Source organism: Pseudomonas sp. Marseille-Q7302 (assembly GCF_965111925.1).
Map to the genome: position 1 here is coordinate 1,090,632 of NZ_CBCOPK010000001.1, position 16,869 is coordinate 1,107,500.

At 63.2% G+C, this 16,869-nt stretch carries 18 protein-coding genes (1 of these 18 cut by a window edge); 12 read left to right on the forward strand and 6 right to left on the reverse strand.

The genetic code is table 11. The features are described from left to right. Nucleotides 1-3: 3 nt before the first annotated feature. From ACWPW1_RS05105 to ACWPW1_RS05115, 3 genes are read right to left on the reverse strand one after another with little or no spacing between them, the layout of a single operon-like run. Nucleotides 4-1,512, reverse strand: a complete 1,509-nt coding sequence (locus ACWPW1_RS05105) for a tripartite tricarboxylate transporter permease (protein WP_208694167.1) — start codon at nt 1,510-1,512, stop codon at nt 4-6. A 3-nt stretch (nt 1,513-1,515) separates the two neighbouring features. Continuing rightward, on the reverse strand, nt 1,516-1,962 hold the full coding sequence (locus ACWPW1_RS05110) for a tripartite tricarboxylate transporter TctB family protein (protein WP_271654003.1): 447 nt from the start codon (nt 1,960-1,962) through the stop codon (nt 1,516-1,518). Nucleotides 1,963-2,007: 45 nt separating this feature from the next. After that, the gene (locus ACWPW1_RS05115; RefSeq protein WP_208694169.1) at nt 2,008-2,988 is read right to left on the reverse strand and encodes a Bug family tripartite tricarboxylate transporter substrate binding protein; all 981 of its coding nucleotides are present in this window, start codon (nt 2,986-2,988) and stop codon (nt 2,008-2,010) included. Nucleotides 2,989-3,317: 329 nt separating this feature from the next. Between ACWPW1_RS05115 and ACWPW1_RS05120 the strand changes: the two genes are divergently transcribed. Both ACWPW1_RS05120 and ACWPW1_RS05125 read left to right on the forward strand, forming a co-directional pair. Next, nucleotides 3,318-3,989, forward strand: coding sequence for a response regulator (locus ACWPW1_RS05120; RefSeq protein WP_007161984.1), 672 nt, complete (start codon nt 3,318-3,320; stop codon nt 3,987-3,989). A gap of 4 nt (nt 3,990-3,993) precedes the next feature. Beyond that, nucleotides 3,994-5,385: a sensor histidine kinase gene (locus ACWPW1_RS05125; RefSeq protein ID WP_271655901.1), complete on the forward strand. Its 1,392-nt coding sequence runs from the start codon at nt 3,994-3,996 to the stop codon at nt 5,383-5,385. Between the two features lie 2 nt (nt 5,386-5,387). Here ACWPW1_RS05125 and ACWPW1_RS05130 read toward each other — a convergent pair whose 3' ends face one another. Together ACWPW1_RS05130 and ygfZ are read right to left on the reverse strand one after the other, a co-directional pair. After that, the gene (locus ACWPW1_RS05130) at nt 5,388-6,215 is read right to left on the reverse strand and encodes an HDOD domain-containing protein (RefSeq protein ID WP_454252483.1); all 828 of its coding nucleotides are present in this window, start codon (nt 6,213-6,215) and stop codon (nt 5,388-5,390) included. Nucleotides 6,216-6,254: 39 nt separating this feature from the next. After that, complete coding sequence (ygfZ, locus tag ACWPW1_RS05135) at nt 6,255-7,172, reverse strand: CAF17-like 4Fe-4S cluster assembly/insertion protein YgfZ (RefSeq protein ID WP_454252484.1); 918 nt, start codon at nt 7,170-7,172, stop codon at nt 6,255-6,257. Between the two features lie 122 nt (nt 7,173-7,294). On the opposite strand from ygfZ, the gene ACWPW1_RS05140 reads away from it, so the two are divergent. Both ACWPW1_RS05140 and ACWPW1_RS05145 read left to right on the forward strand, forming a co-directional pair. Then, on the forward strand, nt 7,295-7,552 hold the full coding sequence (locus tag ACWPW1_RS05140; protein ID WP_027603054.1) for an FAD assembly factor SdhE: 258 nt from the start codon (nt 7,295-7,297) through the stop codon (nt 7,550-7,552). Beyond that, nucleotides 7,536-7,988: a protein YgfX gene (locus tag ACWPW1_RS05145; RefSeq protein ID WP_454252485.1), complete on the forward strand. Its 453-nt coding sequence runs from the start codon at nt 7,536-7,538 to the stop codon at nt 7,986-7,988. Before ACWPW1_RS05140 ends, ACWPW1_RS05145 begins: the two co-directional genes overlap by 17 nt. Here ACWPW1_RS05145 and nadB read toward each other — a convergent pair. Continuing rightward, a complete protein-coding gene (gene nadB, locus ACWPW1_RS05150; RefSeq protein WP_454252486.1) occupies nt 7,945-9,567 on the reverse strand; it encodes an L-aspartate oxidase in 1,623 nt (540 codons plus the stop codon). The genes ACWPW1_RS05145 and nadB overlap by 44 nt on opposite strands. A 330-nt stretch (nt 9,568-9,897) precedes the next feature. Here nadB and rpoE point away from each other — a divergent pair, with 330 nt between their 5' ends. From rpoE to era, 8 genes are all read left to right on the forward strand, one after another. Continuing rightward, nucleotides 9,898-10,479, forward strand: a complete 582-nt coding sequence (gene rpoE, locus ACWPW1_RS05155) for an RNA polymerase sigma factor RpoE (RefSeq protein WP_026083736.1) — start codon at nt 9,898-9,900, stop codon at nt 10,477-10,479. Nucleotides 10,480-10,512: 33 nt separating this feature from the next. After that, complete coding sequence (locus ACWPW1_RS05160) at nt 10,513-11,040, forward strand: sigma-E factor negative regulatory protein (RefSeq protein WP_059313745.1); 528 nt, start codon at nt 10,513-10,515, stop codon at nt 11,038-11,040. 222 nt (nt 11,041-11,262) lie between these two features. Next, nucleotides 11,263-12,687, forward strand: coding sequence for a DegQ family serine endoprotease (locus tag ACWPW1_RS05165; RefSeq protein WP_454252487.1), 1,425 nt, complete (start codon nt 11,263-11,265; stop codon nt 12,685-12,687). Nucleotides 12,688-12,834: 147 nt separating this feature from the next. Then, nucleotides 12,835-14,634, forward strand: coding sequence for a translation elongation factor 4 (lepA, locus tag ACWPW1_RS05170; protein WP_454252488.1), 1,800 nt, complete (start codon nt 12,835-12,837; stop codon nt 14,632-14,634). A gap of 5 nt (nt 14,635-14,639) precedes the next feature. Further along, nucleotides 14,640-15,494: a signal peptidase I gene (gene lepB, locus ACWPW1_RS05175; RefSeq protein WP_059313747.1), complete on the forward strand. Its 855-nt coding sequence runs from the start codon at nt 14,640-14,642 to the stop codon at nt 15,492-15,494. Next, nucleotides 15,491-15,886 carry a DUF4845 domain-containing protein gene (locus ACWPW1_RS05180; RefSeq protein WP_059313748.1) on the forward strand — a complete coding sequence of 132 codons (396 nt, stop codon included), beginning with the start codon at nt 15,491-15,493 and terminating at the stop codon, nt 15,884-15,886. Before lepB ends, ACWPW1_RS05180 begins: the two co-directional genes overlap by 4 nt. Further along, nucleotides 15,883-16,572, forward strand: a complete 690-nt coding sequence (gene rnc, locus ACWPW1_RS05185; RefSeq protein WP_007161997.1) for a ribonuclease III — start codon at nt 15,883-15,885, stop codon at nt 16,570-16,572. Before ACWPW1_RS05180 ends, rnc begins: the two co-directional genes overlap by 4 nt. Then, nucleotides 16,565-16,869 carry the 5' portion of a GTPase Era gene (gene era / locus ACWPW1_RS05190; RefSeq protein ID WP_454252489.1) on the forward strand. Its footprint extends 601 nt past the window's final position, so the window shows 305 of its 906 coding nt (coding positions 1-305); the start codon lies at nt 16,565-16,567; its stop codon lies off the right edge, out of view. The genes rnc and era overlap by 8 nt, the downstream gene beginning before the upstream one ends.

Below are 16,869 nucleotides of genomic sequence, written 5' to 3' on the forward strand. Positions count from 1 at the left end.
GGCTTAGACCGCCGCTGCCTTGAGCTGACGCCGGCGACGCCAGATGCGCAGTACCGGTAGCAGCAGCATGATAACCACTACTGCCCAGATGCCCTGGGTGATACCACTATGGAAGAGGATGTCCAGGCTGCCGTTGGAGATCGACAGCGCGCGGCGCAGGTTCTGCTCCATCAGACCACCCAGGATGAAGCCCAGCAGCAGGGGCGACAGCGGGAAGTCCAGCTTGCGCAGGATGTAGCCGAGGATACCGACCGCGACCATCAGGATCAGATCGAAGGTGGTGGCGTGAACGGCGTAGGTACCGATCGCCGTGATGATGGCGATGGCGGGGGCCAGTGACCAGTTCGGCACGTTGAGGATCTGGGTGAAGACCTTGATCATCGGCACGTTCAGCACCAGCAGCATCACGTTGGCGATGAACAGCGAGGCGATCAGGCTCCACACCAGGTCCGGCTGGGTTTCGAACAGCAGCGGGCCGGGAGTGATGTTGTACAGCGTCAGGGCGCCGATCATCACCGCGGTGGTACCGGAGCCCGGTACGCCCAGGGTCAGCATGGGCACCATGGCGCCGCAGCAGGAGGCGCCGATGGCGGTTTCCGGTGCGGCCAGGCCACGGATGTCGCCCTTGCCGAATTCGCCCGAGCTGCCGGCAATACGCTTTTCAGTCATATAGGCCAGGGCGCTGGCCAGGGTTGCACCGGCACCCGGCAGGACGCCGATGATGAAGCCGCCCAAGCCACAGCGCAGGTTGATGAAAAACACCTGGCGCGCTTCTTTCAGATTGAACAGCATGCGCCCGGTGGCCTTGACCGCGACCTGACCCTGGTGGGTCTTTTCCAGCAGCAACAGCACCTCGCTGACCGAGAACAGGCCCAGGACCAGAACCACGAACTGGATGCCGTCGGCGACATGGATGCTGTCGAAGGTGAAGCGATAGACGCCGCTGTTGGCGTCGATGCCAATGGTGGACAGGAACAGGCCGAGCAGCGCCGCGACCAGGGTCTTCATCGGCTTGTCACCGGCCATGCCGGCCAGGGCGACGATGGCCAGCACCATCAGCACGAAGTATTCGGCAGGACCGAAGGCGATGGCCCATTTGGCCAGCAGCGGAGCGAACAGCACCATGCCGCAGGTGGCGATAAAGGCGCCGATGAAGGAGCTCCAGGCCGACAATGACAGGGCGACACCGGCCAGGCCCTTGCGTGCCATGGGGTAGCCGTCGAGGGTCGTCATCAGGGTCGAGGCTTCACCGGGGATGTTCAGCAGGATCGAGGAGATCCGGCCACCGTACTCACAACCCAGGTAGACCGCAGCCAGCAGGATCAGCGCCGATTCCGGCGGCAGCCCCAGGGCGAAGGCTACCGGAATGAGCAGGGCGACGCCGTTGATCGGGCCCAGACCGGGCAGCAGGCCGACCACGGTACCGATCAGGGTGCCGACCAGCGCGATGATCAGATTGGTCGGCGTCAGGGCGATGCCAAATCCTTGCGCGAGGAAATGTAGGGTATCCATCGATCAGAACTCCAGGCCGTTGAGAATGCCGAGCGGCAGCGGCACGTCCAACCAGCGGTCGAAGAGGATGTACAGCACTATGGCGAGCAGGCCATTGATGATGATGCTGGGCAGCCAGCGGCCACCATAGAGACGGGCCATGACAATGCCGGCGATGGCCGCGCTGGGAATGAAACCGAGCGGCTCGAACAGCATCGCGAACGCCAGCAGTACCAGGATGCAGAGTACGACCCTGACTGTGGTGGGGCCGTCGGTGGGCTCTTCCTCGGTGTGACCGGGCTTGATGATCAGGTAGATCAGGCCGAGGACGAGCATGCCCAGCACCAGCAGGGGAAAGGCGCGCGGACCGACCGGTTCGTAGGAGAAGGGTGCATGGTACTGCCAGCCGACATAGATCATCGCCAGGGCCGCCAGCAGCCAGACCACCAGGAAAAGACGTCTGAGAAGCATAGGAAAACTCCGCAGGCGACGCCCGGGGGCGCCGCCTTCGCCGGGTTACTGGATGAGGCCGAACTCTTTGGCCATGCCGCGATAGCGGGCGACTTCCTTCTGCACATAGGCATCCAGCTCGGGGCCGGTCATGGCGAAGGGGAAGAGTTCGCGCTGGTCGCGCAGCTTGGCGAAGTCATCGGAGGCCAGCAGCTTGTCGAAGCTGGTCTTCCACCAGTTGTAGTCTTCGTCGCTTACCTTCGGGCCGAGGTAGTAGCCACGCACCACCGGCCAGACGATGTCGAAGCCCTGCTCCTTGGCGGTGGGGATGTCCTTCATCGCCGGCTCGTCCAGACGCTCTTCGGCGAAGACCGCGAGCAGACGCATGTTACCGCTCTCGACGTGGGGCATGGAGTCGGAGATGTCGGTGCTGCCGACCTGGATGTGGCCGCCCAGCAGTGCGGTGGCGATCTCGCCGCCGCCTTCCAGAGCTACATAGCGCAGGTCTTTGGGATTGACGCCCGCCGCCTTGGCGATCAGCGCCGTCTGCATCCAGTCCTGGCTGCCCACGGTACCGCCGGAGCCGATCACCACCTTGCTCGGGTCCTTCTTCAGCGCCTCGACCAGGTCACCCAGGGTCTTGTAGGGCGAATCGGCCTTGACCGCGATGGCGCCATAGCTGGTGCCGACGGCAGCCAGCCACTTCACGGCCTTCTCATCGAAGCGACCGAACTTGCCCTGAGCCAGGTTGAGCAGCGAACCGCTGGAGAAGGCCACGATGGTGCCGCCTTCGGCCGGGCGCTGAGCCACCACGGTGTTGTAGGCCACTGCACCCACGCCGCCGGGCATGTAGGTCACGCGCATGGGCTTTTCCAGCAACTTGCTTTCCACCAGCGCGCTTTGCGCCAGTTTGCAGGTCAGGTCGAAGCCACCGCCGGGGGACGCCGGGGCGATACATTCGGGACGCTTGGGTTCGGCCATCGCTTGGGAGGACAGCAGCAGCGAGGCGGCGAGGGTCAGGGTGAGGTTGCGTAGCGTGGTGCTCATCGACATCTTCCTTTTGTAATTGTGTAGAAGCTGACAGGCGGACAGGGCTCAAGCTCGCCAGGGAGGCGATGCAACGAATGGACGGAATGAGGGTAGGCGAGGTGCCAGGAGGACGAGCATAGGTGCCGTTCCGCTTGTTATTGTTGTTGGCCGACCAGGGGTGGCGCTTGGGCAAGCAAGAGGCGGTGTGAGTACCGCTACTTTTCACTCTAGACCGCCAAGCTTTCACCAGCCTTTCAGTCTTGCAAGGCAACGAATGTGCGCGCCGGGCAGCAGGCCGGCGCGCCGCTATCCGGTAAACTCGAATCTTTTGAGCGGGAGCTGTCAGCGTGCGCATCCTACTGGTCGAAGATCATCCGCCACTGGCCGAAAGCGTCGCCCAGGCCCTCAAGAATGCCGGTCTCAACGTCGATCTGCTCAACGATGGCGTGGCCGCAGACCTGGCCTTGCAGAGCGAAAGCTATGCGCTGGCCATCCTCGATGTCGGCCTGCCGCGCATGGACGGCTTCGAGGTCCTGGCCCGGCTGCGCGAGCGCGGCGATCGGCTGCCGGTGCTGATGCTGACCGCCCGGGGCGAAGTCAAGGACCGGGTGCAGGGCCTCAACCTCGGCGCCGACGACTACCTGGCCAAGCCCTTCGAACTCACCGAGCTGGAAGCCCGGGTCAAGGCCTTGCTGCGTCGTAGCGTCCTGGGCGGGGATCGTCAGCAGCGCTGTGGTCCGCTGATCTACGACCTCAATACCTCGCGCTTCACCCTGGGCGAGGAGGCCCTGTCGCTCACGTCTCGCGAGCACGCCGTGCTGGCTGCGCTCATCGCCCGCCCCGGCCGGGTCATGAGCAAGGAGCAGCTGGCGGCCCAGGTCTTCGGCCTGGACGAAGAGGCCAGTCCCGAAGCCATCGAGATCTATGTGCACCGGCTGCGCAAGAAGCTGGAGGCCGGCGCCGTGCGCATCGTCACCTTCCGTGGCCTGGGCTATCTGCTGGAAGAGCAGCATGGCTGACGTGGTGAAGGCGGCGGGCAGCCTGCGTGGCCGGCTGCTGCTGCGTCTGGTCGTGCTGCTGGCGGTCATCCTGGCGATCAGCAGCCTGGCGGCCTATCTCAATGGCCGGCGCCTGGCCGACGTCGCCTATGACCGTACGCTGCTGGCATCGGCGCGCACCATCGCCGCCGGGTTGTCGGCCAGCAACGGCATCCTGCGCGCCGATGTGCCCTACATCGCCCTGGACAACTTCGCCTACGACAACGTGGGGCGCATCTACTACCAGGTCCTGGATACTCGTGGCCGGCTGATCTCCGGCTATGAGGAGATTCCCTCGCCACCGCCAGGTACCGCCCTGACTCGCGAGTATCCAGCGCTCGCTCGCTTCTACAACGGCAGCTATCGCGGCAAGGACGTGCGGGTGGTCAGCCTGGCTCAGCCGGTCAGCGAGCCGGACCTTACCGGCATGGCCGAAATCCGCGTCGCCGAGACGTCCGAGGCACGCGAAGACGTCGCCCGCAGCCTGCTTACCGACACCCTGATCCGGCTTGGCCTGCTGGGGCTGGGCGCCATTCTGCTGGTGTGGATGGCGGTGGGTGCCGCCTTGCGTCCCCTGGAGCGCTTGCGCCAGGCGGTGGAGGAGCGCGGCGTGGACGATCTGCGTCCATTACCCGAGGTGCGCGCACCCCAGGAGCTGTTGCCGCTGGTGCATGCCCTGGAAGGCTTCACCCTGCGCCTGCGGCGGCTGTTCGAGCGCCAGGCCGATTTCATCGCCAACGCCGCCCACGAATTGCGCACCCCGCTGGCGGCGATCAAGGCCCGGGTCGAGCTTGGCCTGCGCGAGCGGGAGCCCCACGCCTGGTACAGCACCCTGGAAGAGACCCGCACCAGCACCGACCGCCTGGCACGTCTGGCTAACCAGTTGCTGTCGCTGGCACGGATCGAGAGCGGGGCCCAGGCCATCGCCGAGGGTGGTGCCGAGCGGCTGGAACTCGGTGAGCTGGCGCGGGAACTGGCCATGGCGCTGGCACCGCTGGCCCATGCCAAGGGCGTCGCCCTGGCCTTCGAGCCCTTTGCCAAGGCATGGGTGATCGGCGAGCCCACGCTGCTCAACGAGTTGCTCTGCAACCTGGTGGAAAATGCCCTGGCTCACAGCGAGCCAGGCGGCAATATCGTGGTGCGGGTACTGGCACCGGCGGTTCTGGAGGTCGAGGACGATGGTCCCGGCATTCCGGCCAATGCCCGGGTAAAGGTCTTCGAGCGCTTTCAGCGCCTGGATATGCAATCCGGTGGCGCCGGTCTGGGCCTCGCCATCGTCGGAGAGATCTGCGCCGCGCACCGGGCACGCATCCAGTTGCTGGACGGCGCGCTCGGTGGGCTAAGGGTGCGGATCGAATTTCCCGCCGAGGACGTCTAGGGTCAGCCGAGCAGGGTGCGCGACTGTTCCACTGCGTCCCAGAAGGCTGGATCCTTGGCTGGGTCGGGCTGATTGTTCAGCCCCAGGCGGATGGCGGCAGGCAGCGTCTGGATCGAACCTTCCTGACCCTGGCGCTGGGCGTACAACTGAGTGGCGATCTGCACGATGTCGGCGTAGTCGGCCGTCGCGGGCTGACGCTCCAGTGCCAGGTACTCGCGGGGTACGCAGGCGATGTCCGCGGGAAAATCCCAGACCTTGAGGATGCGTTCGCCAATCTGCGAATGAATGCGTGCCGTCACCTGGTCGAGGGTGATGGCGTTGGCCAGCAGGTCTTCCTGCTCTTCGGCATAGGTCAGGATCGGCAGCACGCCGATCTGGTGTACCAGGCCGGCGAGCAGGGCGCGATCGGCCATCAGGCGCGTGTACTTCTTGCACAGTGCATGGCTGATGGCGGCGATCTCGGTGCCCTGGCTCCAGACCTCGCGCATCTTGCGATCCACGGCATCGCTGGTGGCCTGGAACATCTGCTGCATGGCCAGGCCCGTGGCCAGATTCGCCGTGTAGTTGATACCCAGCCGTCCCACCGCCATCTGCAGATCGGTGATCTCCTTGCTGGTCCGCAAGAGCGGGCTATTGACCACCTTGATCAGGCGCGCCGTCAGGGCCGCGTCCATGGCGATCACGCGACTCAATTCGGCGACGCCCACGTCGGGGTCTTCGGCCGCTTCTCTGACCTTCAATGCCACCTCGGGAAGCGTGGGCAACACCACGCGATCGGTGTCTATCGCGTGGAGAAGATCCTGAACAACTTTTTCAGCAAGAGGAGTCATGACATACCTGTGTGAGGAGCGGAAAGGCGATCCCAACCTTCAGCGCTTTATTTCACGATCGCTATCGAGTGAGTAGGGCAAATCGAGTAAACGGCAGTTTGGCCCGTCCGAGCTGCCGACCGAGACGCGGCCATCCTCGGCCGCATCGCCCTGAAGCACGGCCAGGAATTCGCAGCCTTCGCTGCTCGACGCGGCGAGCACCACCTCGCCCACGCTACTGCCGTGGACCGGCGAGAACAGCTCGGTACCCACGGCAGGGGGCTGCTCGCTGCCGGCCAGGCGGTAGAGCCGTCGCTTGAGCTTGCCCAGGTACTGCATGCGAGCGACGATTTCCTGGCCGGTGTAGCAGCCCTTGCGAAAGCTCACGCCGTCCAATGCCTGCAGGTTGATCATCTGCGGGACGAACAGCTCGTGGGTCGCGCCAAACACCTGGCCGACGCCGGCGCGCACCTGCGCCAACAGCCAGGTGTCGAGTCCGACCTCAGGCAGCTCGGGTGCGCTCGTCTCCGCGGTGAGCCAGAGCTCGACCCGGCCATCCTCCAGGCGCAGGGCGAAGCCGCCGTCTAGCGGCGCCACGGCATTGGCCTGCGCGCCCAGCGCCACAGCGGGATAGGCACTGGTAAAGCCGGCGGCGGAGAGACCCAGGCGTTGCCACTGGGCGCTTTCGTCGGCGAGCGTCGACTTGGAAAAGACCGCGTACTTCTTCAGGTCGGTCAGCAAGGGCTCGACCAGCTCCTGTGCCATCGCCAGCAGATAGCCATCGGCCTGCTTGACGATGCGGAAGCTGGACACCAGCCGCCCCTTGGGCGTGCAGCGACCCCCCAGGCCGGCCAGGTCGTCAGCGAGATAGTTGAGGTTGCAGGTCACCTGCCCCTGGAGAAACTTGGTCGCGTCGACCCCGCGGATGGCCAGGACGCCTTCGTGGGTCAAGCGGCAGAAATACGGCGAGTCGGCCATTGCGGCAGCAGCTCCGTGTCGAGTGAAGCCGCTCATCATAGGCGCGCCCGGGGTGAATGTCAGGCGCACTGCGCGGCGGGGCGCTTCGGGCTTATACTGCGCCGATTGTCGCAGGAGTCCCCATGAGTACCGAAGCTACCGAACTCAACAGATTGTACTGGCACAGCCGTCGCGGCATGCTGGAACTGGATGTATTGCTGGTGCCCTTCGTCAAGGAGGTCTATTCCTCCCTGGGCGCGGAAGACCAGGCCCGCTATCGCAAGCTGCTCGAGTGCGAGGATCAGGACATGTTCCACTGGTTCATGCAGCGCGGTGAACCGGAAGACGCTGACCTGCAGATCATCGTGCGCATGATCCTGGACCGTGTCCAGCCGGCTTGAGCCCTTCGAATGCCGGAGGAGCGCCTCCCCGGCGCTCCTCCGGCTGCACACCCTGGCTGCCTTCGCCGCGGGGGCCTGTCTCTGGCTCGCTGCCATACCCTGGACGCTCAAGCCTCTCCTGACGCTGCTGGTGCTCTGGTCCTGGCACCACGTGCGCTATCGCCAGCTCCAGCAGCGTCATCCCACGGTGCCCCGACGCCTGCGCCATGGCACGGAAGGTTGGCAGCTCTGGTCGCCCGCCAGCGGCTGGCAGGACGTCCAATTGCGTCCGGACAGCCTGGCGTTGCCGCTGCTGGTGGTCCTGCGCTATCGCCTGCCTGGCGAAAGATTCCCTCGCAGTCTCTGCATTGCCCGCGACAGCTTGTCGGCGGACGCCCACCGCCGCCTGCGCGTCAGGCTTCGCTTCGCGCCACGCCGGTTCGCGGCGCCAGGATAGTGTCCCGGGCGCAGCCGTCGGTCTGCGGATAATCCAGGGTGAAGTGCAGGCCACGGCTCTCTTGGCGGGTGAGGGCGCTCTCGATGATCAGTTCCGCCACCTGCGCCAGGTTGCGCAATTCGATCAGGTCACGGCTCACCCTGTAGTTGCTGTAGAACTCGTCGATCTCGTCCATCAGCAGCCGGATGCGATGGCGGGCGCGCACCAGCCGCTTGGTGGTGCGCACGATGCCGACGTAGTCCCACATGAAGCGCCGCAGTTCATCCCAGTTGTGGGCGATCACCACGTCCTCGTCGGAATCAGTCACCTGGCTGGCATCCCAGTCGGGCAGGTCGTGCGGCATCGGAATCCGCGCCTCCTGCGCCTGGATGTCCAGGGCTGCCGAACGGGCATAGACGAAGCATTCCAGCAGCGAATTGCTGGCCATGCGATTGGCGCCATGCAGGCCGGTGCAGCTGGTTTCGCCGATGGCATAGAGGCCGGCGAGATCCGAGCGGCCATGCTCGTCGACGCGGACGCCACCGCAGGTGTAGTGCGCGGCAGGCACCACGGGTATCGGATCGCGGGTGATGTCGATGCCCAGTTCGAGACAGCGGCGATAGACCGTGGGGAAGTGCTCCTGCACGAAGTCCGCCGGCTTGTGGCTGATATCGAGGAATACGCAGTCGATGCCAAGGCGCTTCATCTCATGGTCGATGGCGCGGGCCACTACGTCCCGGGGTGCCAGATCGGCGCGCGCGTCGAAGCGTGGCATGAAGCGCTCACCCTCCGGCAGGCGCAGAACGGCGCCTTCACCGCGCAGGGCTTCGGTGATCAGAAAACTCCGCGCATGAGGGTGGTAAAGGCAGGTCGGATGGAACTGGTTGAATTCCAGGTTGGCCACCGAGCAGCCGGCGCGCCAGGCCATGGCGATGCCATCGCCACTGGCGCTGTCCAGGTTGGTGCTATAGAGGTAGGCCTTGCTGGCCCCGCCCGTGGCCAACACGGTGAAGCGTGCGTGCAGGGTATCCACCTGACCACTGGTCCGGTCCAGCACATAGGCGCCCAGGCAGCGCGCGCCCGGACGACCAAGCTTTTCGGTGGTGACCAGATCCACCGCCACACGCTGGCTCAGCAACTGGATGTTGGGGCGACCTTCGGCGGTACGCAGCAGGGTGTCGAAGATCGCCATGCCGGTGGCATCGGCGGCATGGATGATCCGCCTGTGGCTGTGGCCGCCTTCACGGGTGAGGTGAAAGCCCAGGCCACCCTTGGCGGCATCCGGTTCGCGGGTGAAAGGCACTCCTTGGTCGATCAGCCACTGCATGGCCTCGCGACTGTGCTCCACGGTGAAACGCACGGCGGCTTCGTTGCACAGCCCGGCGCCCGCAACTAGGGTATCCTGAACGTGCGCCTCGACGGTGTCGCCCTCGTCCAGCACGGCGGCGACGCCACCTTGCGCCCAGTAGGTCGACCCCTGGGCCAGCTCACCTTTGCTCAGCACCGCGATCGACAGCGTTGCCGGCAGGTTGAGCGCGAGCGTGAGGCCTGCCGCGCCACTGCCGATTACCAGAACATCGAACTCCAGATGACGCGCCATGACGATTCCTTCTCAGCGAGACGGCGAGTATAGGAACAAGGTGGCTGACGGCATAGCCATCGCGCAGGTACGGTCAGGGAACTCGCAGGCTTCGTGTGCGGTCTATGTACAGATAATTGCCCATCCGTATGGCCGGAGTGCCTGAACGAGAATGGGACATCTGCCAAAGCTAAATCAGTGACACCCAGGAGCGATCAGCAGCCATCCAGCGCTCGCTCATCAACTGCTGTGGAGGGGAGAACTTACGTGCAACAGCCCAGTCTAGCAGCGCGCGTCGATAGTGAAAGCAAGGACGATACCGAGCTGCAAGCCAAGGACAGCAAGCAAGCCCTGCCCACGCAGGAGCAGGATCAACAACTTGTCGAGCGCGTGCAGCGCGGTGACAAGCGTGCCTTCGACCTGCTGGTGCTCAAGTATCAGCACAAGATCCTCGGTCTGATCGTGCGCTTTGTCCACGATACCCAGGAAGCTCAGGACGTCGCGCAGGAGGCTTTCATCAAGGCCTATCGCGCGCTCGGGAACTTCCGCGGTGATAGTGCTTTCTACACATGGCTTTATCGTATCGCCATCAACACGGCAAAGAATCATCTGGTTGCCCGGGGTCGTCGTCCACCGGACAGCGACGTCAGCGCCGAAGATGCGGAATTTTATGAAGGCGACCATGCTCTAAAGGATATCGAGTCCCCAGAGCGGTCCCTTTTGCGGGATGAGATCGAGGCCACCGTGCACCGGACCATCCAGCAGCTCCCGGAAGATCTGCGTACCGCGCTGACCCTTCGTGAGTTCGAAGGCCTCAGCTACGAGGACATTGCCAATGTTATGCAATGTCCCGTGGGAACGGTCCGGTCTCGGATTTTCCGAGCTCGGGAAGCGATAGACAAAGCATTGCAGCCCTTGCTGCGTGATGCATAGACAGCGGCGACAGCTTTTAGAGAGGTAATACGTATGAGTCGTGAAGCCCTGCTGGAATCCCTGTCCGCTGTTATGGATAACGAAGCGGACGAATTCGAAACCCGGCGTGTCATCGCCGAGGTCAGCAAGGACCCGGAACTGCGCGCCACTTGGTCGCGCTACGCCATGGTCAGTGCCGTGATTCGCGGCGAGCCCATGATGCCGAACTTGGACATCGCCAAGGGCGTCACCACCACGCTGGAGCGTGACGAAGCCGTTGTGGCTCCGGCAGCTCCCGTTGCTGCCCAAGTCAGCAAGGGTCGTTGGTCGAGCCTGGGTCGGGTTGCGGTAGCAGCCTCCGTGACCTTTGCCGTACTGGCTGGCGTGAAGGTATACAACCAGTCTGACGTTTCCACCCAGGGTCTGGCCCAGCAGGCACCCAGCCAGCTGACCGTGCCGCAACCCGCTCGTAGCCCGGCCGTACTGGCCAGCTTCAGCGAGGAAAGCACCAAGGCCAATGCTGAGGTCAAAGCTGATCAGTCTGCTGTAGGTGAAAAGCAGGAAACCCCTGCCCAGCGTTGATCCGCTGGCTTCACCTCGAAACGGTGTCCGGACGTCCAGTTCCGGGCACCGTTTTTTTTCGTCTGCAAGTTTTCCTTCAGGCAGCAAAATGCTTCGAAAGCTATCGTTCAGCAAGGGCGTGATATTCCTGCTGCCAGTCGTCTCTGACTGTGCTTCCCCTCGGGGCAGGGCAGTCCGCTAGCGATGTGTTCAAGTCATTGGATAGAGTGGAGCTGCATGCGCATGCGCAATTTCAAGCATTACACCGCTGCCCTGCTAGGGCTCTGGCTGATGGGACTGACGGCCATGGCTCGGGCCGATCTACCGGATTTCACTGGTCTGGTCGAGGCCGCGTCTCCCGCCGTCGTCAACATCAGCACCCGCCAAAAGATTCCCGAAGGCCGTGGCGTTGGCGCCATGACCATGCCCGACCTGGAAGGCCTGCCGCCAGGCATTCGTGAATTCTTCGAACGCAGCATCCCGCAGATGCCGCGCAGCCCGCGTGGCAAGCAGGAGCAGGCCCAGTCGCTGGGTTCCGGCTTCATCATCTCGCCCGATGGCTACATCCTGACCAACAACCATGTGGTCGCCGATGCCGATGAGATCCTGGTGCGTCTATCCGATCGCAGCGATCACACCGCCAAGCTGATCGGCGCGGATCCCCGGACCGACGTGGCTCTGCTGAAGATCGATGCCAAGGACCTGCCCACCCTCAAGTTGGGTAACTCCGATCAGCTCAAGGTTGGCGAGTGGGTACTGGCCATCGGCTCGCCCTTCGGCTTCGATCACTCGGTGACTGCCGGTATCGTCAGTGCCAAGGGACGCAGCCTGCCTAACGAAAGTTATGTGCCCTTCATTCAGACCGACGTGGCCATCAACCCGGGTAACTCCGGTGGCCCGCTGTTCAACCTGAAAGGCGAAGTGGTCGGGATCAACTCGCAGATCTTCACCCGCTCCGGTGGCTTCATGGGGCTGTCCTTCGCCATTCCGATCGACGTCGCCATGAACGTGGCCAATCAGCTGAAGACAGAAGGCAAGGTCAGTCGTGGCTGGTTGGGTGTGGTCATCCAGGAAGTGGACAAGGATCTCGCCGAGTCCTTTGGTCTGGATCGCCCTGCCGGCGCCCTGGTCGCCCAGATTCTGGACGACGGCCCTGCCGCCAAGAGCGGGATCAAGGTCGGTGACGTCATCCTCTCGGTCAACGGCCAGAAAATCGAAGAATCCGCCGACCTGCCGCACCTGATCGGCAATCTCAAACCGGGTGCCAAGGCCGACATGGAGATCATTCGCGAAGGCAAGCGCCAGAGCCTCAGCGTCACCGTGGGCGACATGCCCAAGGATGACCAGGCCGCTTCCGGTGGCGAGCCCGGCTCTGATCGTGCCAGCAATCGCCTGGGTATCGCCGTGGCCAATCTGACCCCTGAGCAGAAGAAGGCCATGGACCTCCAGAGTGGCGTGGTGATCAACAAGCTCAGCGGCGATGGTCCTGCCGCAGCCATTGGCCTGCGTCCGGGCGATGTCATCACTCACCTGAACAACCAGCCCATCGATTCGGCCAAGGCCTTCGAGAAGATCACCTCTGCCTTGCCGGCCGGACGTTCCATCTCGATGCGCGTAGTGCGTGATGGCCGCGCCAGCTTCATCACCTTCAAGCTGCCGGGCAAGTAACGGCAAGGCAGGAGAGCAGGGGCGGACGACCGCCCCTTCTTTTTGTCCGCTCGAACGGCGGAGTCTCCCTTGTTTGCCGCATTCAGGTAAACTCCCCCGCTATTTTCCCGGCGGATGTTCCGCCGCTGGCTATTCGAGTGCTGATTCGTGAGTGATCTGAGCCATATCCGCAATTTCTCCATCATCGCCCACATCGATCACGGCAAGTCGACGCTTGCGGATCGGTTCATCCAGATGTGTGGTGGTTTGAGCGACCGAGAAATGGAGGCCCAGGTCCTGGATTCCATGGATCTCGAGCGTGAGCGCGGCATCACCATCAAGGCCCACAGCGTCACGCTGTATTACAAGGCCGAAGACGGTAAGACCTACCAGCTCAACTTCATCGATACCCCTGGCCACGTCGACTTCACCTATGAAGTCAGCCGCTCGCTGGCCGCCTGCGAAGGTGCGCTGCTGGTGGTGGACGCGGGGCAGGGCGTGGAAGCCCAGTCGGTCGCCAACTGCTACACCGCCATCGAGCAGGGCCTTGAGGTCATGCCGGTGCTGAACAAGATGGATCTGCCCCAGGCCGATCCGGACAAGGTCAAGGCCGAGATCGAGCACATCATCGGCATCGATGCCACCGACGCCGTGCCCTGCAGTGCCAAGAGCGGCATGGGCGTACCCGAGGTGCTGGAGCAACTGGTCAAGGTCATTCCGCCGCCGGAAGGCGAGATCGACGCGCCGCTGCAGGCACTGATTATCGACTCCTGGTTCGATAACTACCTGGGCGTCGTCTCGCTGGTGCGCGTCAAGCACGGTCGGGTCAAGAAGGGCGACAAGATCCTGGTCAAGTCCACCGGCAAGGTGCACCAAGTCGACAGCGTCGGCGTCTTCTCGCCCAAGCACACCGAGATGGCTGATCTGAAGGCCGGTGAAGTAGGCTTCATCATCGCCGGTATCAAGGAAATCCTTGGTGCTCCGGTCGGTGATACCCTGACCCTCAGCGCTACGCCGGATGTCGCCATGTTGCCGGGCTTCCAGCGGGTCAAGCCGCAGGTCTATGCCGGTCTGTTCCCGGTCAGCTCCGACGACTTCGAGGATTTTCGCGAAGCGCTGCAGAAGCTCACTCTCAACGACGCGGCCCTGCAATACGAGCCGGAAAGCTCCGAGGCCCTTGGCTTCGGCTTCCGCATCGGCTTCCTCGGCATGCTGCACATGGAGATCATCCAGGAACGCCTGGAGCGCGAATACGATCTCGACCTGATCACCACCGCGCCGACCGTGGTCTTCGAGGTGGTGCTCAAGGATGGCAGCACCATCTATGTCGACAACCCGTCCAAGCTCCCTGACCTCGCCTCCGTCGCCGAGATGCGCGAGCCCATCGTGCGCGCCAACATCCTGGTACCCCAGGAGCACCTGGGCAACGTCATCACCCTGTGCATCGAGAAGCGTGGCGTCCAGCGCGACATGCAGTTCCTCAGCAGCCAGGTGCAGGTCAGCTACGACCTGCCGATGAACGAGGTGGTGCTGGACTTCTTCGACCGCCTGAAGTCGGTGAGCCGCGGCTATGCGTCGCTGGACTACAGCTTCGATCGCTTCGAAGCCGCCAGCCTGGTCAAGCTCGACGTCCTCATCAACGGTGAGAAGGTCGATGCCCTGGCCCTGATCGTCCATCGCGACAAGGCGCACTACAAGGGTCGCGCCCTGACCGAAAAGATGAAGGAGCTGATCCCGCGGCAGATGTTCGACGTGGCGATCCAGGCGGCCATCGGCGGTCAGATCGTCGCCCGTACCACCGTCAAGGCACTACGCAAGAACGTTCTGGCCAAGTGCTACGGTGGTGACGTCTCCCGTAAACGCAAGCTGCTGGAAAAGCAGAAGGCGGGCAAGAAGCGCATGAAGCAGGTCGGTAGCGTGGAGATTCCTCAGGAGGCCTTCCTGGCCGTGCTCAAGGTGGATAGCTAAAGCCCATGTCTTTGAACTTCCCTCTGTTGCTGGTACTCGCCGTCGCCATCTGTGGCGCCCTGGCGCTCATCGATCTGCTGGTGCTCGCGCCGCGTCGGCGCAAGGCGATCCAGACCTACGGGCAGCAGGTCGGCGAGCCTGATCCTGCAGTACTGGAGCAGTTGAACAAGGAGCCGGCGCTGGTCGAGTACGGAAAGTCCTTCTTTCCCGTACTGGCCATCGTGCTGATCCTGAGGTCGTTCCTGGTCGAGCCCTTCCAGATTCCTTCGGGATCCATGAAGCCGACCCTGGAAGTGGGCGATTTCATCCTGGTGAACAAATTCGCCTATGGTATTCGCCTGCCGGTGGTCGACCTCAAGGTCATTCCGATCGGGGACCCGCAACGGGGTGACGTCATGGTGTTCCGCTATCCCAGCGATCCCAGCGTCAACTACATCAAGCGCGTCGTCGGCGTGCCAGGCGACAGCATCCGCTACACCAGCGACAAGCAGCTGTACGTCAACGGCCAACTCGTCAGCAAGCAGCTGGTGGGCGACGAGCCGGGGTCCCTGGGCAGCGTCAAGTTGTTCAAGGAGCAACTCGGCAAGACCGAGCACCTGATCCGCGAAGAAATGACCCGCTACCGCATGGAGCCCGACCACGAATGGAAGGTGCCGGCGGGGCACTACTTCATGATGGGCGACAACCGCGACAACTCCAATGACAGCCGTTACTGGGACGATCCCAACATTCCCCGTGATCTGCTGGGCATGGTTCCGGACCGCAACATCGTCGGCAAGGCGTTCGCCGTCTGGCTGAGCTGGCCTGAGCCCAAGCTGCAGAGCATGCCCACCCTGTCCCGTGTAGGTATCATCAGATGACTGAGCGCAGAGTGCCTCGCCTTCCGTCCCGCCAGCAGGGGCTGTCGTTTCTGGGCGGTCTGCTCGCACTCTGCGTCATTGCCTTCCTGGCCAGTACGGCCATGAAGCTCGTTCCCCATTACCTGGACTACAATGCTCTGACCAAGGTCATCGAATCCATCGGCGACAATCCCGATAACCAGATTCGCAGCGTGTCCGACGTCTACAGCTACGTGGGGAAGGGTATGCAGGTGAACGACATCCGTGATCTCGATCTGCAAAAGGCCATGCGCGTCGAAGCCGACGGCAACCATCTGCAGATCCGCCTCGACTATGAAAAACGTGAACACCTGATCCGCAACATCGATCTGGTCGTTCGTTTCAATCGTGATTTCCGTATAAATCTCCCGTGACTTTATCTCTAGATCGCCTCGAGCGTCGGCTGGGTTATACCTTCAAGGACCCGGACCTGATGCTGCTCGCCCTTACGCACCGCAGCTTTGCCGGTCGTAACAATGAACGCCTTGAATTCCTCGGCGACGCCATTCTCAACTTCATCATCGGTGAAGCCCTCTACGATCACTTCCCCCAGGCTCGCGAAGGCCAGCTGTCCCGTTTGCGGGCCAAGCTGGTGAAAGGCGAGACCCTGGCGCTGCTCGCCCGCAGCTTCGAACTGGGCGATTACCTGCGCCTGGGTTCCGGTGAGCTGAAAAGTGGTGGCTTTCGCCGCGAGTCCATCCTGGCCGATGCCATGGAAGCCCTGATCGGCGGCATCTATCTGGATGCCGGCATGGATGCCGCCAAGGACCGGGTAATGGCCTGGCTCGGCCCCCAGTTGCGCGAGCTGACGCCGGTGGATACCAACAAGGATCCCAAGACCCGACTGCAGGAGTTTCTCCAGGCACGTGCCTGTGACCTGCCGCGCTACGAAGTGGTCGCCATCGAAGGCGAACCGCACTGCCGGGTCTTCTTTGTCGAATGCGAGATCGCCATGCTCAATGAAAAGACGACAGGGCAGGGCGCCAGCCGCCGGATCGCCGAACAGATAGCCGCCTCGGCGGCCTTGATCGCCCTGGGCGTGGAGAATGGTCATGAATGATGAGCTGAAGGCATCGCGCTGCGGCTATGTGGCCATCGTGGGTCGTCCCAACGTCGGCAAGTCCACGCTGCTCAATCATATCCTCGGGCAGAAGCTCGCCATCACGTCGCGCAAGCCGCAGACCACTCGTCACAACATGCTCGGCATCAAGACCGAGGGTGAGGTGCAGACCATCTATGTGGACACTCCCGGTCTGCACAAGGAAAACCAGAAGGCGCTCAACCGCTTCATGAACAAGACGGCCGTCACCGCGTTACGCGATGTGGACGTGGTGGTCTTCGTGGTCGACCGTACGCG